Below are 23272 nucleotides of genomic sequence, written 5' to 3'. Positions count from 1 at the left end.
GCAGCCTAAATCGCGGGGGAGTGCCGGTGCCGGCGCTGGGAGGGCGTCGGAATGCCGGGCCTGGTCCGGCCCGTCCCGCCCCATGCGTTCGTACGGGCCTCCGTGATCAGGCCGGTGCCGGCGCATTCACGGACGGCCATGATGCCGTCCGCGGCGGATTGTTTGTCATCGAAGGCCCTCGAAGTGGCCAGTACCGTGCCGTCTGCTCCAAGCAGGCGGAACCTGACGTTCGACTCCGCATCCGTGAAGATCTCAAATTGTCCTGCCATCGGCTTGTCCTTTCCGGCAGTAGCGCCGCTGCAGGCGGTTGGGGCACGTCCCTGTGCCGATGCCGTGTACTCGACAAGTTCCCGCAGCGCTGGAGACCAGCCTCTCCCGGGGGAAACGGCCCGCGGAAGGGGCCAAAGGCCCCTTGTGTTCTGGTGCCTGAGATTGTGCCGGGCGCTAGATTGGGAGCATGGCTGAGTTTCCAGAGGCGGAGCCCGGGGAGTTTGTCCGGCTGACGGCACGGGTGGACGGCGTGGTCCAGGGTGTGGGGTTCCGGTACTGGACGGTGCGCAAGGCCGAGGAGCTCGCCCTCACCGGCACGGTCAGGAACAACGACGACGGCTCTGTCGGCCTCGTGGCCGAGGGGCCGCAGGCTGTGGTGCTGGAGTTTCGGGAGTGGTTGCGCTCGCCGGAGGCGCCGGGACGCGTGGAAACGGTGGAGGAATCCGTCTCCGCGGCGACGGGGGAGTTCAAGGGTTTCAGCGTGCGGTTCTGAGCCCGCCACCCCTAGATAATCGATTCTTCATGCGATAGTGTTTTATGCATAACCAAATGCAGAAAATATTGAGATCGCGGGATCGCAAGGAACAGGAGACAAGGATGTCTTGGGGATTGATCAGTGCCATGGGGCACATTGGCATTCAGACGACGAAGCTCGAGGAATCGGTGTTCGACGCAACCCGGATCCTTGGGCTCCGTGAAACCGAGAGGACGGCGGACACCGTCTACCTCGCCGCCGGAAACGTCCACCACGAGCTCGTCTATGTTGAGTCTGATGTCGACGGCGTCGACAGCTTCGGCCTCGTGGCCCGGGACGGCGACGCGCTGCGGACCATCCGTAAGCGCGTTGAGGATGAGAATTTCCGGATCGTCAGCGAGAAGCCCCGGGGTGCGGGGATCGAAGACGGCTTCTCCTTTGTCGGGCCCGAGGGCTTCGTCTTCGAGATCTATGTCGGCATGCAGGAGAACCAGGCCCCGCAGCTATCCTTCGGTCCCGACCGCTATGGCCACATCAACTTCCACCCCCGCGACGTGGGCGGCATGATGCGGTTCCTGCATCGTGTCCTGGATTTCCGGTTGTCCGACGTCATCGGTGACGACTTTGCCTACTTCATGCGCTGCAACCCGGACCACCACGGCATCGCCCTGGTCCGCGGCGAGGGCACCCTCCATCACCATGCGTGGCAGACCCAGAGCATTGCCGATCTGGGCAAGCTGGGCGACCGACTGAACAAGCTCGGCAGGGACCTCATCTGGGGCCCGGTCCGCCATGGGGCCGGGCATAACATTGCCGCCTACTTCGTGGAGACTTCGGGCGCCGTCGTCGAGCTTTACACGGATCTGGAGCAGATCTACGACGACGCCAGGCCGCCGGTCGTCTGGGGCGAGGATGAGAACTGGTACAACATGTGGGGCCAGTACCGCCCGCTCGACTTCCGCCAGCACGGGCTGGCTCCCGTGGACCTGCGTTCGGTCAGCGCCGCGCGCCGCTAATACTGCCACTAACACTCCAGGCCGCCAGCCCAACCACCGCCCGTCACAGCCAAGCGCAGATAAAACACTTTCGTAGGATTATGCGCAATCCGTTTGGTGGTTCGCTGTGAGGCGCGTCATACTGGTACCTGCCGGTGATACAGCTCACGGTGGGCATGGCTGCCAGCGCCCCGGTTGGGGCGCTCCCCAAGAAACGAAATGAGCACATGCCGAACCCCAAAAGCACTCCGACGAAGCTGGAACACCGAGGGCCTGCCTTGCTTCCTGGTACCGAGCCGGCAACTGCCTCATTGAAGGCAGCCGACTCGTTGAATACGAAGGATATGCGTCGGATCCTCGGATCCAGCCTCATCGGAAGCGTCATCGAGTACTACGACTTCATCCTCTACGCCACCGCGGCGTCGCTGGTCTTCGACCGGGTCTTCTTCGCGAACCTCGGCCCAGGATTCGCGCTGTTCGCGTCCTTTGCCACCTTGGCGGTCGGATACGTGGCCCGCCCGCTCGGCGGCATCGTCTTCGGCCACTTCGGTGACAGGCTCGGCCGGAAGCAGATGCTCGTGCTCTCGATGATGCTCATGGGCGGCGCCACGGTCCTGATCGGAGTCCTGCCGACGACGTCCCAGATCGGGATCGCCGCACCGGTCCTCCTCGTGCTGTTGCGCGTGGTCCAGGGCGTAGCGGTCGGCGGCGAGTGGGGCGGCGCCACGCTGATGGCGCTGGAGCACGCCCCGGCGAAGAAACGTGGACTGGCGGCGGCCTTCGCCAACGCGGGCGGACCGGCAGGCGGACTGCTGGCCACCCTCGTCGTGTCCGCGGTCTCCGCCTTGACGGGTGATCAGTTCCTGGTGTGGGGCTGGCGGCTTCCGTTCCTGTTCAGTGCGGTGCTGATCATGATTGGCCTCGTCATCCGGCTGAAGGTCGCGGAGACTCCAGTCTTCCGGGAGTTGAACGCCAAAGCCGGCCGCACCCGGCGCGCCCCGCTGGTAGAGGTGCTGCGCAGCCACCCCCGCGCCGTCGTCGTGACCCTCGTGGCGACGCTGGGCTTCTACTGCTGCCAGGGCCTGCTCACCGTTTGGGGTGTATCGCTGGCCGTCGCGAGCGGCGTGGACCGCTCCGAAGTCCTGAACTGGAAGGGTGCTGCTGCCGTAGTCACCGTCGCGGTCTGTTTTTACTCGGCCAGGCTGAGCGACCGGATCGGCCGCCGCGCCGTGCTCACCGGAGCCGGCATTGCCGCGACGATCCTGGCCTATCCGCTGATCATGCTGCTCAGCAATGGGACCATCTGGGGCTTTGCCACCGCGGTCGTGATCGGCAACGGGCTCGTCCAGGGTGCCCTCGCCGGACCGATCGGCGCCTACATTTCCGAGCAGTTCCCCACCCAGATCCGCTACACGGGGGCATCACTGTCCTACCAGGGCGCCTCCATGATCGGTGCGGGCTTCACGCCGATGATAGCGACCGGGCTGGTGCTGGCCGGCGGCGGTTCGGTCTGGATGGTGGGGGTCTTCTGGATCATCGTCCTGCTGGCGGGAGTCGTGGCCGTCCGCCTGACCCGCGAGGGTGCCGGGATCAAGCTCGACCCTCCCTGATCCACCGCAGCGCGGCAGTCACCGGGTTCATTTATGACCCCGGTGATTGCCGCGCTGTGCCGTACCCGCAGGATATTCCTGATTCATCAATTTTATTGAACTCCATGCTCTGAAACTTGTCATTTACGCAACAAGTGGACACTGCCAAGATGGACTCAGCGAGGCGCCGCAGCTTGGCGCGACCCACGAAAGGAATCAAGGCAATGAAGCCGAAGAATCATATGGTGCTGACGACGTTCATGTTGCCGGCGGGCTACCACAAGGACAGCTGGCGGATGGAGGGGAGCCGGGCCGAGGAGCTGGGCAACCTTGAGTTCGTGGCGGACCTGACGGCCATGGCAGAGGCTGCCAAGCTCGACGCAGTGTTCTTCGGGGACATCGTCCACGCCAATACCGTGATGCGCGGAGACATCAAGATGAACGGGTTCTACGAGCCCATGACCGTCCTCGCGGCGCTGGCCGCCAGGACCAAGAACATCGGCCTCATCGGAACGATGTCGACCTCGTTCTCGGAACCGTACAACCTGGCCCGCCAGCTGTGCGGACTCGACCACATGTCCAACGGCCGGGCCGGCTGGAACATTGTCACCTCCTCCGACGGCTTCCGCAACTATGGCGTCGACGACGTCCCGGATCCGGCCGTACGCTACCGGCGCGCCACCGAGTTCGTGGACGTGGTGCAGCGGCTGTGGGACAGCTGGTCTGATGACGCCATCATCGTGGACCGCGCGTCGGGTGAATATGTTGACCGGACCAAGCTCCGGCCCATCAACCACAAGGGCGAGTTCTTCGAGGTGGAGGGGCCCATCAATATGCCACGTTCGCCGCAGGGCCGCCCGGTACTGGTCCAGGCCGGTTCCTCGGGCCCCGGAATGGACCTGGGCTCCTCCGTTGCCGACGGCATCTACACGGCCCAGCCGTTCAAGCAGCCGTCGGTTGAGTTCTACACGAAGTTCAAGAACATGGTGGCCGAGAAAGGCCGGAACCCCGACGACGTGAAGATCATCCCCGGCATCCTTCCGATCCTCGGGGACACCGAGAAGGAAGCCCAGGACCTTGCCAAGGAGTTGGCCGGCTATGTGCATCTGGGCAACGGGCTGCAGCAGGTCGGGGCGGACCTCCGCATGGACCTTTCCGAGCTGGAGTTCGATGAGTCCATCCCTGCAGAATGGTTCTCCGATGACCCCAAGCTCGGCAGCCGTTACCAGATCTACCGCAAGAAAAGCGTGGACATGGGCATGACACTGCGCGAGCTGATCGTGGACCTGGCCCGTTCCACCGGCCACCAGTGGATGGCAGGCACCCCGTCCCAGGTTGCGGACCGCATGGTGGACTGGTTCGAGTCGAAGGCCTGCGACGGATTCAACCTCAACGCCCCGTTCAACCCGGGCGGCTTCAAGCTGATCTGCGACAAGCTGGTGCCGGAGCTTCAGGACCGCGGCTACTTCCGCAGCGAGTATGAGGGCACCACGCTGCGCGACAACTTCGGGCTGTCGCGCCCGTCAGCCTAGTCCAGCGGCTTGTCGCCGTCGGACCGGAAGCGCTCGACGGCGACGTCCACCCAGGCCTGGGCCCGCGCGTTCAGGCGCATGCTGCGCGCCCAGGCCAGCGACACCGTCGCCTGCGCGCCACCATTGGCCCGAGGCTCCGAGACCGGCTTGAGAATCACCCGCAGCTCCTCATACGGTGCGTCCAGCATCGGCTGCTGGAAGAGAACTGCTACGCCACGGCCGCCCGCAACCAGCGAGCGGACCGTGGCGTAGCTGCGCGAGCGATGCCGGATGTCCGGCGTCAGCCCGGCCGTGCGGTACATGTCCAGGACCCGGGTGGAGATCGGCGGCGCATCGAAGAAAATGAGCGGATCCGCCGCGACGTCCTTGAGGGTCACCACCTGGGCTTCGCGGAGCGGATGGTCCTCCGGCAGCAGGATGAAGGGATCGACGGACAGCAGGGGGGCGGTCTTGAGGGCCGGAGACACGTCCATGTCATAGAGGAAGGCGGCGTCGATGGACCCGTTGAGCAGCCGTTCCTGGAGATCCTCGTGGTATCCCTCGACAAAGTCGACCTCGACGTGCGGACACTGGGTGGCGAAGTCTGAGAGCATCGGCGGGATGATGGTGGGCCCGAGCGGCATGTAGCAGCCGACCTTCAGCGGCCCGCGGATGTCCACGCGGTCCCGCTTGGACAGGGAAGTGATGTCATCGGCGAGATCCAGCAGTTGCCTGGCCTGGCGGAACACGACGATGCCCGTGGACGTCAGGGTCAGCCCCTTCGCCTTGCGCTTGATGCACAGCTGGGCACCCACGATCCGTTCCAGTTCGGCGATGGACATGGAAATCGCCGACGGCGCCATGTGGAGCCGCCGGGCCGCCTCACTCATCGTCCCGGACTCGGCGGCGACGACGAAGTGAAGGACCTGGCGAAGCGTGATCGAGGGATGCGAGACAAGATTCATATTGTCAATTCTACTGATAACCGTATACAGAAACCGACAGTTTACTTGAGGCATCCGGCTTGCCATGATGGAATTGCGCCCCAGACGGGCGCCAGTGTGACCGCCGCCCCTGGCGGCGCCTTCCCGGAAAGTGACGTGAACTTAGATGGACGCCCAAGCCCGATTCCTTGACCAGGCCGAAGCCATTGTCGGCGCGGACAATGTTGTCCGCGCGACCCCCCAAGAGGGCTACATCGATCCCTATCCGCTGAACCCGGGACGGGCGAAGTGGCCGGGCGTGCGGCCCGGCAGCGTTGCAGAGGTCCAGGACATCGTCCGCCTCGCCAACGAGACCGGCGTGCCGCTGTGGTCTTTCTCCAAGGGAAAAAACCTCGGCTACGGCGGGCCTGAGCCGCGCACCCGCGACATGGTGGCCCTGGACCTGAGCCGGATGAACAAGATCATCGAGGTCGATGACAAGCTGAACTACGCCGTGATCGAGCCCGGTGTTTCCTTCTTCGATCTCTTTGAATACATCCAGGCCAGGGGCATGAAACTGTGGATGTCCGTCCCCGCCCTCGGCTGGGGATCGATCCTCGGCAACGCGCTGGACCGGGGTTATGGCATGACGCCGATGGGCGACCATGTGCAGTCGGTGTGCGGCATGGAGGTGGTGCTTCCGGACGGTGAGCTGGTCCGCACGGGCATGTGGGCCATGGAGGGAACGGATCTCGGCCCCATCTTCAAGGGCGGATTCGGACCGACCCTGGACGGCATCTTCACCCAGTCCAACCTCGGTGTCGTGACCAAGATCGGGCTGTGGCTGATGCCGTGGCCCGACGTCTACATCAACGGTGACGTCGTGGTGGAGCGCGAGGAGGACATGCCCCGCCTTGTCGATATCCTCACCCAGCTCCGCCGCGAGGACGTCATCCAAAACAATGCGCTGTGCGGAAACGTGGTCAGGGCAGCGACCATGAACGGCCCCCGCTCCCGCTGGTACACCGGTGAGGGGTCCATTCCGGATGATCGCCTGGAGGAGATGCGCCAGGAGATGGGCATCGGCCAGTGGAATGCCAAGTTCGCGATTTACGGGGACAAGGGCCTGGCCGAGCGCAGGCTGGAGATCATCAGGGAGCGTTTCGCCGGCCTCGAGGGGTTCACCGTCAAGGCCCGTCTCTATGAAGGGGCCGAGGGCGCGCAGGTGGCCTACGAGGACATCGCCGAGATCGACCGCACGCAGATGGCCGGCGTTCCGACGCTCAAGCCGCTGTCCACTGTCGCCTGGGCTGCGGAGAACGGTGGCCACATCGACGCTGCTCCCATCATTCCGGCGCGCGGCGACGAGGTCTGGGAGTTCTACCAGGAGGCCAAAGAGCTTTACCGCCGCCACGGCTTCGACCTCTACATCGGCTATCACCTGTATCCGCGGCACATGGTGCACGTGACCATGATCTTCTTCGAAAATGACAACCAGGAGCAGCTGGGCCGCGCCCGGGCGCTGTACTCCGAACTGCTGGCCGCCGCCCGGCGCCGGGGGTATGCGCCGTACCGAAGCCATGTGGACTACATGGACGTCATCGCGGACGGTTTCGATTACGGCAACCATGCGATCCGCCGCCTGCAGGAGACGCTGAAGGACGCGCTGGATCCGAACGGGATCCTGTCCCCGGGCAAGCAGGGCGTCTGGCCCCGCCGCTACCGGGAGGTTGAAGCGCAGGTGCCGGACGGCGTCGAGGTCTCCGTCCTGGAGCAGTAGGGCGGCTGTCCGAAGGACTTCCCGGCCGTTGCCCGGCGGGACGCCTGAACGGCAAATGGGGCCGGACGGTGGTGGAATGCACCAGCGTCCGGCCCCTTCCGCCTGCGGGATCGAGGCTCCGGACTAGCCCAAGGTTTTCATGGCGGGTCCGGCGGGATGGCGTGTTAATCAGGGAAAGGGTGCTCTGAACTGGGAAAATAGTGGTTGTCGAGACCGTTATTTGCCGAGCGAGGGAGCACCCTTTCGATGCAGAAGTCTACCGCTGTTTTTCCGTCCCCGCCGGTCAGTTTCACCGGCCAGTCGCTGATCTCCCACGCCGGGGTTTCGGTGCTCACCGGCTTCATGGACGCGCTGGGTTTCGGCAGGCTGTGTGAGGACAGGCTGGGCCAGTTTGTTCCCTCTGGCGCGAAACACCGGCCTGGCCGGCTGGTTGGTTCTTTGGCCGCCATGCTCGCCGCCGGAGGCGAACACGCCTCCGATCTGGACATCCTGCGTTCCTCACCCGGTGTCTTTGGTCAGCTGCCCTCGAACGCGACCGTCTCCCGGTTCTTCGAACGCACCGTGGCGAACCCGGAGCTGTTCGGCTACGGATTCGAGACCCTTACCCGGGAACTGCGCACGCGGGCCTGGGACGCGGCCGGGGACCGGAACCCGGCACTGGCCGCGACGGCTGCGGACCCGCTCATCATCGACCTCGACGCGACCCTGGTGACCTCGCATTCGGATAAGGAGAACGTCGCCGGAACCTACAAGGGCGGCTACGGGTTCGCCCCGTTCATCGCCAGCGTCGACTACGGCGGCGGCAACGGTTCCGGGGAAATCCTCGCCGCAATGCTGAGGCCGGGCAACGCCGGGGCGAACAGCGCCGAGGACCACATCCGGGTCTTCCACACCGCCGCAGCCCAACTGCCCGAGAGCTTCTTCACCGAGGCCGGGGCCCTGGCCGGGGAAAAGGTCCTGGTCCGCACCGACGGTGCCGGCGCCTCGCGGAAATTCCTCTGGCACCTGCACAGCCTGGGCGTGCAGTTCTCCACCAGCTTCGCGCTGCCCTTGGGCAAAGCGCACATGATCGACTGGATCAACGACAAAGAGCACTGGCAGCTGGCCCTGGACCAGCACGGGAACGACCGGAACGATGCGTGGGTCATCAACGCCACCGACGTCATCCCGCTCACCGATTACCCGCCGGGCACCAACCTGTTCCTCCGCGCCGAGCCGCTGCACCCCGGCGCGCAGCCGACCCTGCTCGACGTCGACGGGCACCGGATCACCGCGTTCCTGACCAACTCCCCACGCTGGCACGGACCCTTCCTCGACGCCAGACACCGCGCCCGCGGCCGGTGCGAGAACCGGATCAAAACCCTGAAAAACACCGGCCTGGGCAAGCTGCCGTTCTTCGATTTCGCCGCGAACCAGGCCTGGGCAAACATCGCCACCCTGGCCCTCAACCTGGTCTCCTGGCTCCAGCTCGCCGCCCTCCCGGACGGCCACCACGCCAAAGCCTGGGACATCAAACGCTGGCGCTACCGGCTCTTCGCGACCGCCGGGAAAATCATCACCCGCGCCCGCCGCCACCAGCTCCTGCTCCCGGAAACAGCGCCCGAGAAAGACCTCCTGAAACTGCTTCTGGAGAACACCGCCCGCCTCAGCAAAGGGCTCGTTCCTTCCACCGGCTGATCGTGGACCTCATCCTGTCCCAACGAACAGCACGATCACCGGAAGTGGAACCGGCGCCAACCCCGAAGCGAACCGACGGGCCACACCAGACTGCCCGAAAACAGAAAACAACCGCCCACCAGCCACGGCCACAAACCAGCGGCCATCAACGAGCATCATGAAAAATCGAGGCTAGGCGCCGCTGATATTGACCGCTACGGACTTGACCTCGGTGTAGGCCTCGACACCCTCGCGGCCGTTCTCCTTGCCCCAGCCGGACTGCTTGAAACCGCCAAAGGGCATATTCGTGTCCATGCCGCCAGCGGCGTTGACACGCACATTTCCCGCCTTGATCCGGCGTGCGAACTGGTGGGCCCTGGAAACGTCCTTCGTCCAGATGGTGGAGGAGAGCCCGTAGATGGTGTCATTGGCACGCGCCACGATGTCTGCGACGCTGTCCGAATCGCGGAAGGTTGCCGTAGAGAGCACGGGCCCGAAGATCTCCTCGCGGACCACCTTCATGTGGCGGGTCGTGTTCCGGAGGACGGTCGGCTGGATGAAGAAACCACCCCCCGGGACTGCGGCGCCACCGGTGACAAGCTCGGCGCCCTGCTCGCGGCCGCTCTCGATATAGCCGAGGATCCGCTCGCGTTGCTGGGCGGAGATCACCGGTCCGAGCTGGGTCTGCGGGTCGGTCCCGGCGCCGATCCGCAGCGCTGCGGCCCTTTCCGAGATCCCGGCAATCACCTCATCGGCCACCGCCTCATGGACGTACAGGCGGGAGCCCGCAGCGCACACCTGGCCCGTGTTGCCGAAGATGCTCATCGACGCGCCTTCGATCGCCCGCTCGAGGTCCGCATCCGGGTAGATGACCACGGGGGACTTTCCACCGAGTTCCAGCGAGACGCGCTTCAGGTTCCCCGCGCAGGAGGCCAGCAGGTGCTTGCCCACGGCGGTCGATCCGGTAAAGGAAATCTTGTCCACCAGCGGATGGTCCGCGATCCGCTGGCCGGCAACGGCGCCGTGGCCCTGGACAATATTCAGGACGCCGGGCGGGAAGCCCACTTCCAGGGCCAGTTCGCCCAGCCGGACCGCGGTCAGCGGCGTGAGTTCCGCGGGCTTGAGCACGACAGTGCAGCCTGCCGCCAAGGCGGGAGCCAATTTGGCCGCAGTAATGGCCAACGGGCTGTTCCACGGAACGATCAAACCGACGACGCCGATGGGTTCCCGGAGCGTATACGCATGCCATTCCCCGGGCAGCGAGACGTTGCGCGTCTCGCCGTTGAGCTTCGTCGCCCAGCCGGCGTTGTAGCGGAACGACTCCGCCGCCCCGCTGATTTCAAAGGCCCGGGCAATGCCCAACGGCTTTCCCGTGTTCAGCGTTTCGAGCAGAGCCAGCTCGTCGGCGGCGGCCTCGATGGCCTCTCCCAGCTTCCAGATCAGCCGGCTCCGCTGGGCCGGCGGCATCGCCGGCCAGGGACCGGAGTCAAAGGCCCGCCGGGCGGCCTCTACGGCACGGTCAACATCCCTGGCGTCCGCGGAGGCGGAGTCCACCAGATGCTGGCCGCTGGAGGGATCGATGATGGACAACGGTTCGGCCCCGCCTTCCACCCATGTTCCGTCGATGAGCAGGCGTAGCGGCCTGCCCAGAAGGTCCGGCCGCACAGGCGTGGGGAGGGTCTGGGTAAGGGGCATCGTTGGCTTCCTTCCGGGAGGCTGATTGCATAGAACTCAAACTATGTCTTCTGTGATGGTTGCCACATCGTATCCATCAAGATACATTGTTATAGGAATTATGCATTTATTCATAGCCTTCGTATAGGGCAAGCCACACAATCAACCAGCAAGCATTCAGGCGCAAGGTGGGTCCGGGTTCCGGGCCCCACGGGCGCCAGTACTCAATGAGGAGATCCTGGATGGAAAAGCAAAAGCGTTACTCACTGTTGGCCAAGGTCCTGACGCCGGCCGTTGCCGGACTTACCCTGCTGTCCCTGGCCGCCTGCGGCGCGCAGGGTACGTCCAACGGCGCTGCCAGTGGCACTGCCAGCGGAGCTTCGGAAGGAAAGACGTCGATCAAGGTGGTCGTAGCGCCCATCCAGTTCGAAACGGCGTACGTCGCCAAGGAGAAGGGCTTCTTCGATGAGGCCGGCCTCACCGTCGAGATCGTCCCCGGCGCCGATCCCTCGGCCAACCTGGCACAGACCGTGAGCGGGCAGGCCGACATCACCACGGCGTCGTGGGGCGTCATGACCACCGCCACGGCGAAGGGCATGCCGGTGAAGGTGATTTCCGGCAACGGCGTGGTTGATCCCAACGTGGACAACTCCGGAATACTGATCCCCAAGAACAGCGGCATCAAGACCGTCGCCGACCTGAAAGGCAAGAATGTTGCCGTCGTCGGCGTGAACACAGGTGGCGACATCCCGATGCTCCAGGCTGCGGCAGCGGCAGGGATCGATCCCAAGTCGATCACGGAAATCGCCGTCCCCTACGCGGGCATGCAGGCCGCGCTGGAGCAGGGAACGGTTGATGCGGCGTTCGCGGCGGATACCTTCTACCACCAGCTCGTGGACGCGGGCTTCAAGAGCATTGCCAGCCCGGTGCGCGAGTTCCAGGGCAACATGCCCGTTACCGTCTGGGCTGCCACGGACGCCTGGCTCAAGAGCAATCCGGGGACGGCCAAGAAGTTCAATGACGCAATGACCAAGGCCGCGGCGTTCTACACGGACCCGGCCAACGTCAAGGCGATCGTGGACATCACCGCCCGGATCAAGCAGGTGGACGCCTCTAAGGTCAATCCCAAGGCCTACGTTCCGGTGAACGTCTCCATCAACCTGGCCACCGGACAGGCCGGCATCGACGCGATGAAGGACCTCGGATTTGTCACCAAGCCGTTGACCGCCGAAGCCATGCTCTGGGCCGACGCCCCGCGCTTCGCCAAGTAAGGCCGCACGGGCATCAGGAACATGACGGAGAGATCGATATGAAGACAGGCACAAAGTCGCTGGACTGGAGTTTGACCAGCCAGCGGTTGTTGGCGGTGGCCATACTCCTGGCCATCTGGCAGGTGGTCATCTGGAGTGGCACGCTGCCGTCGATGACACCAGGGGTTCCGGCTATTGCCTCCTCCATCGGCGGAGCACTGGCTTCGGCGACGTTCTGGTCAGCGTTGGTGCAGACGATGACGGCCGCCGTCAGCGGCTGGCTGATCGCGGTGGTCACCGGGACGGTCCTCGGTCTGCTGATCGGCTCCGTCCGCGCGCTGGACCGCTCGACGTCGATCCTGATCGACTTCGGGCGTTCCTTCCCCGTACTGGCGCTGATGCCGGTAGTCATCATGCTCCTGGGCGCGACCGCCCAGATGGAAACCGTCGTCGTCGCCCTGTCCTGCCTCTGGCCGGTACTGGTGCAGACAATCTATGGCGCCCGGCGGATGGAATCGGCGGTGGTGGATACGGTGCGGATCTTCCAGATTCCCGCGTTCCTCCGGTTCCGCCGGGTCCTGCTTCCGAGCGCCACACCCTTCATTGCCACCGGAATCCGGATCTCCGCCTCGATCTCCATCCTCGTCGCCGTCGGCGTCGAGGTGCTCAGCCAGACGCCGGGCATCGGGCGGCAGATCACCCTGGCCCAGCAGGCGCAGCGGTGGGATTCGGCATTCGCTTACCTCTTCTTCGCCGGCCTGGTGGGCTGGGGCATCGCCAGCCTGCTGCACTTCGCCGAAGGCCGGATCCTCAAATGGAACAGGCAGACCAATGACTGATACAGCCCTCCGCCCGGATTCGAAGACGGAACACCCAGCCCTGGCCAGGCGGTCTAAGGTGGAGCGCGTGCGCAGCCGTCCCGTGCAGCTGGCCTTGAACGTACTGCAGCGGACGTGGCTGATCGTCGTCGTGTTCGCCATTTGGTGGGTCGCGACGGCGGACAGCAGCAACGTCTTCATCCCCTCCCTCGAATCGATCCTGGCCAGCCTGGGCCGGGACCTCTCGAACGGCGTGATCGCCTCGGGAGCCGCCTACAGCCTGGGCAACCTGGCTTCCGGCCTCCTGATCGCGGTGGCAGTTGGCATCATCGGGGGACTGATCCTCGGCGAGACGAAGCGGTTGCGGGAAATCGTGGATCCGGTCATCCACTTCTTCCGGTCCGTTCCGCAGGCGGCGCTGGTTCCCCTGATCATCGGCGCGTTCGGGATCGGACAGGGGCCCAAGATCTACACCATCGCTTTTGCCTGCATGTGGCCGGTGCTGCTTAACACTATCGACGGTGTCCTGGGCGTGGAGCCAACCATCCGGAAGTTTTCCAAGGTCTACCGGATTCCGCGCGGCCTGCATTTCCGCAAGGTGGTCCTTCCAGCCGCCCTGCCGCAGATCGTCGCCGGCGTGCGCGTGGCGCTTCCGATCGGAATTACGGTCATGGTGGTGAGCGAACTTTTCGCCGCCAACAAGGGCCTGGGCTTCTACATCCTCAATTCCTCCGCGACCTTCCAGGTGCCGGAGACATGGGCGGGCGCGCTGCTCGTCGGCGTCATCGGATATATCCTCTCCCTCCTGTTCATCGTCCTTGAACGCAGGATCCTGGGCTGGTACTTCAAGTCAGGCGCAAAATGACACTCCCGATCCAACAGAAATACGAAGGAGCTCCCATGGCCATTCAGGCAGCACTCGAGGAGGAGCAGGTGGCGACGACGCCGCTGCTCCAGGTCCACGGGCTGACGATGAGTTACGGCTTCGGTGACTCGGAGAACAAGATCCTGAACGATCTGAACCTGGAGGTGAACGACGGCGAATTCGTCTCCATCGTCGGTCCGTCCGGCGTCGGCAAGACCACCCTGCTGCGGTGCCTCTCGGGCCTCATCCAGCCCCGGAGCGGCTCCGTGAGCGTGGGCGGGGAAGTCATCAGCGGCCCCCACCGGGACCTTGCCGTGGTTTTCCAGGACTACAGCCGCTCGCTTATGCCCTGGATGACGACCCTGGAGAATGTGGCCTTTCCGCTGCAGGGCCGCGGGGTGGGCAAGAAAGAGCGCAATGAAACCGCAGAGAAGAACCTCGCGGCGGTGGGCCTGGCGGGCCAGGGCCACAAGTATCCGTGGGAAATGTCCGGCGGCATGCAGCAGCGGGTGGCCATTGCCCGGGCCCTGGCCTACAACGCCAAGGTCCTGCTGATGGACGAGCCGTTCGCCTCGGTGGACGCGCAGACCAGGTTCGACCTCGAAGACCTCGTGATAGACCTCCAGGCGACCCTGGGAGTCACGATCATCCTGGTCACCCACGACATCGATGAAGCGCTGTACCTGGCGGACAAGGTGATCGTCCTGGCGGAGAAGCCCGCCACCGTGGTGGACGTGATCGAGACCGGGTTCGGCGACCACCGCGACCAGGTCGAAACCAAGGCGGACCCCCGCTTTGCCGAGGCGCGGGCGCGCATCCTGCACCGCCTGCGGGACCACTAGGCCCCGCGGGACCACCAGCTTCGGCCGGGCCCAAACGACAAAGCCCTCCGGGGTCCCTTTGCAGGGATCCCGGAGGGCTTCTTTGCGCCTCGGGCTGGGCTCAGCAGGTGTGGCGCCTCAGGCTTTGGCCGGCGCGATGCCGTGCTCGGTGGCCTCGTCGATCCCGGACTTCAGGATGGCGTTCAGCGTCGTCTCGTAGTGGTTCCGGATGAGCCGGGAGGCGAGCTCGGCATTCCGGTCCAAGGCGGCGGCCAGGATTTCGCGGTGCTCCTGGGCGACGTCGCGGCCCGTGACGCGTGTCGCGTGGCCTGCCCAGCGGCCGTACAGCTGGGACAGGTCGGACAGCGTCGAGGCGAGGTCGATCAGCACGGGGACGCCGCAGGCCTCGAGGAGCTTGGCATGGAACGCCTGATGGGCGCGGTTCCAGGCATCGGTCAGCTCGCCGGCTCCCTCATCGTTGCGGTAAAGGGTCCGCTCCAGCGTGTGGTGGGCGGCAATGAGTTCGGATTCCCAGGCCAGATCCCCGCGCTGGACCGCCAGGCCGATCCCGAACTCCTCCGAGACACAGCGCAGTTCGTTGATGTCCTTGATCTCGGCCAAAGAGAGCGTGGGCACGAAGAACCCGCGGTTCGGCTTCAGGATCACCAGGCGGTCTCCGACCAGTCGGGTCAGCGCCTCCCTGATGACGGTGCTGCTGGTCTGGTAGTGCTTGGTGAGCGCGACCAGCTGGAGTTTATCCCCAGGGGCCCAGCGGCCGGACAGGATGTCATCCCGGAGCGAATCCCGGATCTGTGTGCTGAGCGTCTCAGACTCGATGCTTTTCGACATGTGCATTATTGTACCGGCTAGCAAATAATGTTTTCTTAATTGACTTATGCAACATCCACACTAGACTGGGATCAGCCGCACGGAGAGACCTGAATCACAGCAGGTGTCAGGTTGCGGTGGCAGGGGACCCAAACACCGCTCCCGCAACGCAGCCGTTCGGACGCGACGTGCGCCGGAAGCCCCGCCACCGAAGCCCCCGTAAAGATTCCACAATCACCAAGGAGAACCGCCGTGACCAACTCCACCACCGAAGCAGTCCAGGCCCGCGAGGAGCGCGCCGTCGACGACCTCTACTGGCGGGACCGGTACGAGCCCATCACGGAAGACGACGGGTTCCTGCACCAGATCGTGGACACCTCCGATCTGCCCGCCCTCCTGGTGGCGCTGGCAGCGGTCACCGGAGACTTCTCCATCCTGCGCGATGACCTGCGTCCGCCGCAGCCGCCGGCGGAAATCGTCGGCCAGCCGCACGGCGGCATGAGCCAGGAACAGCAGGCGCAGGCGCGCGGACTGGCTTTCGAGGCGCTCAAGCGGGTGCGTGAGGAGCACCTGAGCAGTGTCGGGACGCTCACCGAGGCGCAGGCCGATCACATCCTGACCTGGATCACCAACGCGGCCAACCCCGAGTACCACCCCATGCTGATGCATGACATGGCCCTGGTCGAGGGCAAGAGCGGCAAGCCGGCGTGGGACTTCAACGACATCGCCGTGGGCCGGGACTTCAGCGTGGCCGTGATCGGTTCCGGGGTCTCCGGGATGGCCGCCGCCTACCGGCTGAAGCAGGCCGGCGTTCCCTACACCGTGTTCGAGAAGGGGCACACCGTCGGCGGCACCTGGTGGAAGAACACCTACCCGGGCGTCCGGCTGGATACGCCGAACTACGCCTACAGCTTCTCCTTCGCCCAGCGCGACGACTGGCCGCAACAGTTCTCGCAGGGATCGGAAATCTTCGAATACACCCGGCAGGTGGCCGAGCGTGGCGGCATCCTCGGCGAGATCGAGTTCAACACCGAGGTCACGTCCGCCAGCTACGAGGCGGCCAAGGGGCTGTGGAACGTCGACATCATCGATGCCTCCGGCCAGCCGGTCACCCGCCAGTTCAACGCGGTGCTGTCCGCCGTCGGCCAGCTGGACCGCCCGAAGTACCCGGACGTTCCGGGACGCGAAGACTTTGCCGGCATCCAGATGCACTCGGCCGAGTGGGACAACAGCGTCGATGTGACCGGCAAGCGGGTGGCCGTCATCGGCACCGGCGCCAGCGCCTACCAGATCGTTCCCGCGATCGTGGACCAGGTCTCCTCCCTGACCGTCTTCCAGCGCAGCTCACCCTGGATGCTGCCGACCCAGGGCTACTACGCCGACATGCCGGACTCGGTGCAGTGGCTGGTCCGCAAGCTCCCGCACTACGGACAGTGGCTGCGGTTCTGGCAGCACTGGCTCGGCGTCGAGGGGCGCCAGCACACCACGGTCGCGGAACCGGGCTGGGACCAGCCCGGCAGCGTGTCCGCCGTCAACGCGAAGTGGCGCCAGGGCCTGACCGACATCCTGGCCAAGCAGTACGAGGACCGCCCGGACCTGCTCGCCAAGGTCACCCCGGACTACATCGTCGGCGGCAAGCGCATGCTCCGCGACAACGGCGTCTGGGCCGAATCGCTGAAGAAGCCGCAGTCCGCACTGGTCACCGAGGGTATCGAACGCATGACCCCCGAGGGCATCGTCACCAAGGACGGCGTGCTGCACGAGGTGGACATCATCGTCTACGCCACAGGCTTCCAGGCCTCGGAGTTCCTCGAGCCGCTCAAGATTACCGGCCTCAACGGCACGGACCTTCACGAATATTGGGGCGGCGACGCCAAGGCCTTCGCGGGCCTGACAGTCCCGAACTTCCCGAACCTGTTCATCATCACCGGCCCCAACACCGGCCACGTGGTCAACGGCAGCCTGTACTCGATGATCGAATACGGCGTCGAGTACATCCTCGAGGCGATCCGGCTCATCATCGAAAACGACCTCAAGGGCCTGGACCTCAAGCAGGAAGTCCTCGATGAGTTCGTCGCGGGCCTCGACGCGGCCAACGCCACCAAGGCGTGGGGTCAACCCAGCGTGCTCACCTGGTACAAGAACAAGTTCGGCCGTGTCTCCCAGATCTGGCCGCACCCGGTGGTCGACTTCTGGAAGATCACCCGCACCGTAAACCTCGACGACTACAACCAGCTGGCATGAGCACTGCAGCGGAACCCCTGGCGGGCCTCCGTGCCGGGGAGGCCACGTATGTCACGGAAGTGGACGACGGCGTCGTCTGCGTCCGCGGCGTCCGGTACGGCCAACGGCTGGATCCCCTCGACCGCTTCTCCGCGCTGGGCGATCCGTCACCGGAGCGCCCCCAGGCCCCCGCGACGGTGTTCCCGCAGAGCCCCGGATCCCTGGACTGGCTGCTCGGTCCCGCACTGTCCCGGATGCCGCAGAGCGAGGATTCCTTCCTGCTGGACATCTGGGCGCCCGTTGGCGCGAAGGGCCTCCCGGTCCTGGTCTTCCTGCCCGGGGGAGCCTTCATCAGCGGGGCCGGGAACGTCCGCTGGTACGACGGCGCCCGGCTCGCCCGGGAGGGCGGCGCCGTCGTCGTCACCGTGAACTACCGGCTGGGTGCGCTCGGGCTGCTCAACGGCGCCGGCGGCGCCGCCAACCTTGGCGCCGGCGACATCCTGCAGGCGCTGACCTGGGTTCAGCGGAACATCACCGCTTTCGGCGGCAACCCGGGGGCGGTCACCCTGGCCGGGCACTCGGCAGGGGCGTGGTACGCGTACGTCCTGAGCTTTGCCGAGCAGGCGCGTGGCCTGTTCTGCCGGACCGCCCTGTTCAGCCTTCCCTGGCAGCCCCCGCTCAACGCCGCGGAGTTTGCCCAGCGGTATGAGCTGTTCGCCGCAGCGCTCGGCGGCGCTCCGGAAGCCACGGCTCCGGTGGGGGCGGTCCTGGCTGCCCAGGCCGCGGTGTCCAGGGCCTATGCCGGGCGGGGCCTGGGCCTGATGCCCGCCGCGGACGGGGAGCTGGTGCCGCCCTGGGCGATGGACTTCGAACGGGCGGCGGCCGCAATGCATGTGGACGCGCTGCTGTTAAGCAGCACCGATGATGAAGCCGCCGCGTTCCTGCACGCCCTGCCCGTGCCGGCCGTGGGCCCGGAACAGCTGGCCGGCTTTGTCGGTGCGCACTTCGAAGCCCCCGCCGAGGCGGCGTCCTTCATCAATGCCCGGCATCCCGCGGCGACGGACCACGCGAAGCTGGTGGAGGCCATGAGCCTGCACCAGTTCAGGCTGGCCGCCACCGAACTTGCCGGCCGGGCGGGCGAGGCGGGAATCCCCGCCACGCTGCTGCGGTTTTCCGTGCGCAGCAGGTTCGACGGCGCCGGAAGTCCGCACTGCTTCGAGCTGCCCTTCCTGTTCGGGAACCGCCAGGATTGGCAGGATGCGCCGATGCTTGAGGGGTTCCCTGGTGACGTCTTTGATGCGGTGTCGGACGGGCTGCGCCCGCTCCTGCTCGGCTTCGTCGCCGGCGGCGTGCCGCGGACACCGGAGGGCCACGCCGTGCCGTGCTTCGACCCGGCGGTCCCGGCACTGTACGCCGTGACCGAAACCGGCGGCGGGGCCACCGGCGTCGAGCCTGAACTGCGGCCGCGCCGCTGAGTCCGCCGCAACGACCCGCTAACACCAGTGGAGCCGCCCTTTCGGGCGGCTCCACTGGTGTTAGCGGGTCTGTTGGTACGTTTGCCGTCCGAACTCAGAACTGCGTGATGACCGAGCGCGCCACCGATCCGCCGCGCAGCAGCTCGTAGCCCTCGTTGATCTGGTCCAGCGAGATATGCCGGGAAACCAGCTCGTCCAGTTTGAAACGGCCCTGCAGGTACAGCTCCGCGTACAGCGGGATGTCGATTTTCAGGTTGGTCGAGCCCATGGCCACGCCACGGATGCCCTTCTGCTTGCTCATCAGGTCACCGAAGGGGGTCACCTCCAGGCGGGTTTCGGGTTTCTGCACGCCGATCAGGAACGCGGTGCCGCCGATGTCGAGCATCGCGACGGCGTCCATCGCTGTCTGCTTCAGGCCGATGACCTCGAAGGCGCAGGTAACGCCGCCTCCGGAGAGGTCCTTCACGGCTTGCACGGAATCTCCGTCCGCCGGATTGACGGTGTCCGTGGCGCCGAAGACCTTGGCCAGTTCGAGCTTGCCTGGCTGGAGGTCGATTGCGATGATCCTGCGCGCCCCGGCCAGGGCGGCACCCTGGATGACATTGAGCCCCACCCCGCCGCAGCCGATGACGGCAACCGTATCTCCCGGGCGGATGCGGGCCGTGTTGATGGCGGCCCCGGCTCCGGTCACCACGCCGCAGCCCAGCAGGGCGGCCCGGTCGAAAGGGAGGTCCTTGCTGACGGAGACGACCGTATTTTCATGGACGAGCACCTGCTCGGCGAACCCGCCGACGCCGATGAACTGCGTCAGCGCCTCGCCGTTGCGGCTCAGCCGCGGGCCCTGGCCCGGGGTCCGCTGGGTTTCCTGCGGATGGCGGCACTGGTACGGGCGGCCGGTCAGGCAGCCCCGGCAATGGCCACAGCTGTGGATCGGCGAGGACACGACGTGGTCGCCGACGCGGAACTCCGTCACATCCGGGCCCACCGCGGCCACCACTCCGGCCACCTCGTGGCCGAGCAGCGCGGGCATCGGGAATCCGACGTTGGTCTCGGCCACATGCATATCGCTGTGGCACAAGCCGCTGGCACGGACATCGATGAGGACTTCCCGGCCGATCGGATCGGCGATGTCGATGTCCTGGACCTGGAACGGCTGGCCCACTCCGTCGATTACTGCTGCCTTCATTTTCGTTTAGTCCCTTCGATGAACGAGCCGGAATCAGCCGGCATGGACGTGACTCAGACCACAAAATAAATATACTATGAGATGAAGTGCAAAATCACTCAATAATCGATTACATCGGCAAGTTTGCCTAAGCCGCCAATGGCGCGCCGACAGAGATGCCGACAGAGACAAGGGAGTCCACGATGAAAGCCGCAGTCATCAACGAAATCAACGGCCGCTTTGACATAGAAGACATCAGTATCGGGGCTCCGGTGGGCCACGAGGTCCTGGTCGAGGTGAAGGCCGCAGGCCTGTGCCATTCGGACCTGCTGGTCGCCTCGATCGACCGCGGGCGCCCGCTTCCCATGGTCGTGGGGCACGAAATGGCCGGCGTCGTGGCCGCCGTCGGCCCGGATGTCCGGGACCTCGCCGTGGGGGACCATGTTGTTGGCTCCGAGGTGAAGTTCTGCGGCCACTGCGAGGAATGCCTGGCTGGCCACAGCTACCGCTGCCTCAATCCCGGCGAGGTGTCCCGGCCGGTCTCTGCCGGCTCGAAACTCCGCGGCGACGGCCGGGATGTGCATGCGTTCGGCGTCGCGGCATTTGCCGAATACACCCTCTGCCATGCCAACACCCTGGTGCGGATCCCCAAGGAGGTGCCCTTCCCGCAGGCTGCCGTGCTCAGCTGTGCGGCCATCACGGGCGTCGGTGCCGCCCTCAATACCGCGAAGGTCCAGCCGGGCGACACGGTCGCCGTCATCGGCCTGGGCGGCATCGGCCTCAACATCCTGTCCGGCGCCCGGATCGCCGGGGCCACCACCATCATCGGCGTCGATGTGCATCCGGCCAAGCTCGACCTGGCCGCCCGCTTCGGAGCCACCCATGTGGTGGACTCCAGCAAGGAGGATGCCGTGGCCAGGGTGCGCGGGATCAGTGGGCGCGGAGTGCATCACTCCTTCGAGGCCATCGGGCTCGGGGTGACCCAGGCCCAGGCCGTCGAGATGACGCGCGTGGGCGGTGGCGCCTACTTCATCGGCATCCCCAACGGCGGCCCGCTGGAGGTCGACGTGCTGCGCTCGCTCATCGGCTCGCAGCGGCGCATCCAGGGCGTCTATATGGGCTCGAGCAACATCCGCCGGGATATTCCGATGTACGCCGAGCTCTATCTGCAGGGCCGCTTGAACCTCGATGACCTGATCGCCCAGGAAATTCCAATTGAGGGGATCAATGATGCCTACCGCTTGCAGGAGTCCGGTGCGATCGCCCGCAGCGTCATCACGTCGTTCTGACGGAAGCCCTGGGGGCAAGGCATTGCCAAGCCTCAGGTTTTTATATAAAATCATTACAAGAATACATTTTCCTCTCATAATGTTGTGGAAGTTTCCACAGGTGCCAGGACTGGTGCCAGCCAAGAAGGAGTTCACAGTGACTGCACGCACCGGAGCAGAGTACAAGCGGGGCCTCGATGACGGCCGCGAAGTCTGGCTGGGCTCGGAACGCATCTCCGTTCTCGACCACCCCGCCTTCAAGGGGTCCCTGGACGGCATGGCCGGCTACTTCGACTACCAGCACAAGTACGCGCAGGACTGCCTGACGACCGATCCGGAGACCGGTGAGGCCATGAACGTGAGCCTGTCCCTGCCGAAGAACGCCGAGGACATCGCCCGCCGCCACCGCGCCTTCGACCGGCTGGCCCGCTACTCCAACGGAATGCTTGGCCGCACCCCGGATTACGTGAACGTCGTCCTGGCCGGCCACGTCTCCCGCAGGGACATCTTTGACCGCTCCGGAACGGTCTACCACGAGCGACTGGCGGCCTACCACCGTGAAGTGATCGAGAACGACCTCGCCCTGACCCACACGATCGTGCATGCCGCGATCGACAAGAGCGTCGGCGAGCTGCAGGGCATGAACGAAGAACTCACGCTGCGCGTCATCGACCGGACCGAGGAAGGCCTGATTGTCCGCGGTGCCAAGATGCTCGCCACCCTCGGCCCGATCGCTGACGAACTCTACGTCTACCCGGCAGTGCCGATCCAGAAGGGCTTCGAGGAGTATGCGATCTCGTTCGCGATCCCGGTGGCAACCACCGGCGTCGTCGCCGTCTGCCGCGACCACTATGGCGTGGACGCGGCCGTGGAGGACAGGCCCTTCTCCTCGCGCTTTGACGAGCAGGACGCCGTCATCATCTTCGACGACGTGCTGGTTCCGTGGCACCGCGTCTTCATCGACGGCAACCTGGACGTCTACAACTCCATCAACGCCGGCACCGCCTCGGGCAACACCCAGCAGCAGACCGCCATCCGCGCCGCGGTGAAGCTCGAATTCGCGTATGACCTGTGCACCCAGATCGCCAAGGTGACCGCCACCGAGAACAAGCCCGACGTCGGCTCGATGCTCGGCGAAATCTACACCTATCTGCGCCTGGCCCGCTCCGTGATCCACTCCGCCGAGATGCGGGCCTCGGACTGGGGCGGCGGCGCTTTCTTCTGCCATGACGACATCAGCTCGCTGCGCGCGATCGTGCCGACGTGGATGATCCGGATCAACGACATCATCAAGTCCATGGGCTCGCACAACCTGCTGGCCACTCCCACGGCCGCAGCCTTCAACGACCCGCGCCTGGGCCCGCTGCTGGAGAAGTACCTGCCCGGTGCCAACGGCATCTCCGCCCAGGAGCGTGCCCGCATCATGCGGACCGCGTGGGACTTCGCCGGCTCGGCCCTGGGCAGCCGGATCGAGCTGTACGAACGCTTCTACCTCGGCAGCATCGGCCGCGCGCGTGCCCTGGACCACCGCAAGGCCCAGGCGGCGGGGGAGACCGGCGCCTACCGCGCGCTCTTCGATGAAATCGACGCCACCGGCCTGAAGTCTGTGGCGCCGGGCCACGCCGACGGGTCTTCGGCACCGGGCTTGGACAAGCTGACCGTCGGGGCCCGGGGCTAGGGGTCCTG

The 23272-nt window shown here is 65.5% G+C and carries 19 protein-coding genes; 14 read left to right on the top strand and 5 right to left on the bottom strand.

Annotation, left to right across the window (positions count from 1 at the left end; all coding sequences use genetic code 11):
• Window positions 1–5: 5 nt before the first annotated feature.
• The gene (locus E5206_RS18280) at window positions 6–269 is read right to left on the bottom strand and encodes a DUF1508 domain-containing protein (RefSeq protein WP_136323731.1); all 264 of its coding nucleotides are present in this window, start codon (window positions 267–269) and stop codon (window positions 6–8) included.
• Window positions 270–457: 188 nt separating this feature from the next.
• On the opposite strand from E5206_RS18280, the gene E5206_RS18275 reads away from it, so the two are divergent.
• The 4 genes from E5206_RS18275 (at window position 458) to E5206_RS18260 (ending at window position 4861) form a co-directional block, all read left to right on the top strand.
• Window positions 458–763 (top strand): acylphosphatase, encoded by a 306-nt coding sequence (locus E5206_RS18275; protein ID WP_136323730.1) that lies wholly within the window; start codon window positions 458–460, stop codon window positions 761–763.
• 104 nt (window positions 764–867) lie between these two features.
• A complete protein-coding gene (locus E5206_RS18270; RefSeq protein WP_168709385.1) occupies window positions 868–1761 on the top strand; it encodes a VOC family protein in 894 nt (297 codons plus the stop codon).
• A gap of 308 nt (window positions 1762–2069) precedes the next feature.
• Window positions 2070–3350, top strand: coding sequence for an MFS transporter (locus tag E5206_RS18265; RefSeq protein ID WP_240689827.1), 1281 nt, complete (start codon window positions 2070–2072; stop codon window positions 3348–3350).
• A 203-nt stretch (window positions 3351–3553) separates the two neighbouring features.
• The gene (locus E5206_RS18260; RefSeq protein ID WP_168709384.1) at window positions 3554–4861 is read left to right on the top strand and encodes an LLM class flavin-dependent oxidoreductase; all 1308 of its coding nucleotides are present in this window, start codon (window positions 3554–3556) and stop codon (window positions 4859–4861) included.
• Here E5206_RS18260 and E5206_RS18255 read toward each other — a convergent pair.
• Complete coding sequence (locus E5206_RS18255; protein ID WP_168709383.1) at window positions 4858–5805, bottom strand: LysR family transcriptional regulator; 948 nt, start codon at window positions 5803–5805, stop codon at window positions 4858–4860. The two genes, E5206_RS18260 and E5206_RS18255, sit on opposite strands and share 4 nt — an antisense overlap.
• Before the next feature lie 145 nt (window positions 5806–5950).
• Between E5206_RS18255 and E5206_RS18250 the strand changes: the two genes are divergently transcribed.
• Entirely contained in the window at window positions 5951–7543 is a 1593-nt protein-coding gene (locus tag E5206_RS18250; RefSeq protein WP_136323725.1) for an FAD-binding oxidoreductase, read from the top strand.
• 246 nt (window positions 7544–7789) lie between these two features.
• Window positions 7790–9220: an IS1380 family transposase gene (locus E5206_RS18245; protein ID WP_136322105.1), complete on the top strand. Its 1431-nt coding sequence runs from the start codon at window positions 7790–7792 to the stop codon at window positions 9218–9220.
• Between the two features lie 171 nt (window positions 9221–9391).
• Here E5206_RS18245 and E5206_RS18240 read toward each other — a convergent pair whose 3' ends face one another.
• Complete coding sequence (locus E5206_RS18240) at window positions 9392–10894, bottom strand: aldehyde dehydrogenase family protein (RefSeq protein ID WP_136323724.1); 1503 nt, start codon at window positions 10892–10894, stop codon at window positions 9392–9394.
• Window positions 10895–11115: 221 nt separating this feature from the next.
• On the opposite strand from E5206_RS18240, the gene E5206_RS18235 reads away from it, so the two are divergent.
• Genes E5206_RS18235 through E5206_RS18220 form a run of 4 tightly spaced genes read left to right on the top strand, consistent with a single transcriptional unit; the run spans window position 11116 to window position 14648 of the window.
• Window positions 11116–12144, top strand: coding sequence for an ABC transporter substrate-binding protein (locus E5206_RS18235; RefSeq protein WP_168709382.1), 1029 nt, complete (start codon window positions 11116–11118; stop codon window positions 12142–12144).
• 38 nt (window positions 12145–12182) lie between these two features.
• The gene (locus E5206_RS18230) at window positions 12183–12962 is read left to right on the top strand and encodes an ABC transporter permease subunit (RefSeq protein ID WP_136323722.1); all 780 of its coding nucleotides are present in this window, start codon (window positions 12183–12185) and stop codon (window positions 12960–12962) included.
• Window positions 12955–13806, top strand: coding sequence for an ABC transporter permease (locus tag E5206_RS18225; protein ID WP_136323721.1), 852 nt, complete (start codon window positions 12955–12957; stop codon window positions 13804–13806). Before E5206_RS18230 ends, E5206_RS18225 begins: the two co-directional genes overlap by 8 nt.
• Window positions 13807–13841: 35 nt before the next feature.
• A complete protein-coding gene (locus E5206_RS18220; protein WP_136323720.1) occupies window positions 13842–14648 on the top strand; it encodes an ABC transporter ATP-binding protein in 807 nt (268 codons plus the stop codon).
• Between the two features lie 117 nt (window positions 14649–14765).
• Here the strand turns inward: E5206_RS18220 and E5206_RS18215 are convergent, their stop codons facing one another.
• Entirely contained in the window at window positions 14766–15476 is a 711-nt protein-coding gene (locus tag E5206_RS18215; protein ID WP_168709381.1) for a GntR family transcriptional regulator, read from the bottom strand.
• A 231-nt stretch (window positions 15477–15707) separates the two neighbouring features.
• On the opposite strand from E5206_RS18215, the gene E5206_RS18210 reads away from it, so the two are divergent.
• The gene (locus E5206_RS18210; protein ID WP_136323718.1) at window positions 15708–17699 is read left to right on the top strand and encodes an NAD(P)/FAD-dependent oxidoreductase; all 1992 of its coding nucleotides are present in this window, start codon (window positions 15708–15710) and stop codon (window positions 17697–17699) included.
• Window positions 17696–19153 (top strand): carboxylesterase family protein, encoded by a 1458-nt coding sequence (locus tag E5206_RS18205; RefSeq protein WP_136323717.1) that lies wholly within the window; start codon window positions 17696–17698, stop codon window positions 19151–19153. Before E5206_RS18210 ends, E5206_RS18205 begins: the two co-directional genes overlap by 4 nt.
• Window positions 19154–19247: 94 nt before the next feature.
• Here the strand turns inward: E5206_RS18205 and E5206_RS18200 are convergent, their stop codons facing one another.
• The gene (locus E5206_RS18200) at window positions 19248–20339 is read right to left on the bottom strand and encodes a Zn-dependent alcohol dehydrogenase (RefSeq protein WP_136323716.1); all 1092 of its coding nucleotides are present in this window, start codon (window positions 20337–20339) and stop codon (window positions 19248–19250) included.
• A gap of 182 nt (window positions 20340–20521) precedes the next feature.
• Here E5206_RS18200 and E5206_RS18195 point away from each other — a divergent pair, with 182 nt between their 5' ends.
• Together E5206_RS18195 and E5206_RS18190 are read left to right on the top strand one after the other, a co-directional pair.
• A complete protein-coding gene (locus E5206_RS18195; protein WP_136323715.1) occupies window positions 20522–21607 on the top strand; it encodes a Zn-dependent alcohol dehydrogenase in 1086 nt (361 codons plus the stop codon).
• A gap of 136 nt (window positions 21608–21743) precedes the next feature.
• Entirely contained in the window at window positions 21744–23264 is a 1521-nt protein-coding gene (locus E5206_RS18190; protein ID WP_136323714.1) for a 4-hydroxyphenylacetate 3-hydroxylase N-terminal domain-containing protein, read from the top strand.
• Window positions 23265–23272: the final 8 nt, after the last annotated feature.

The organism is Arthrobacter sp. PAMC25564 (genome assembly GCF_004798705.1).
In the GTDB taxonomy this organism is placed as follows: domain Bacteria; phylum Actinomycetota; class Actinomycetes; order Actinomycetales; family Micrococcaceae; genus Arthrobacter.
This window is presented reverse-complemented; position numbering and strand designations above follow the sequence as displayed.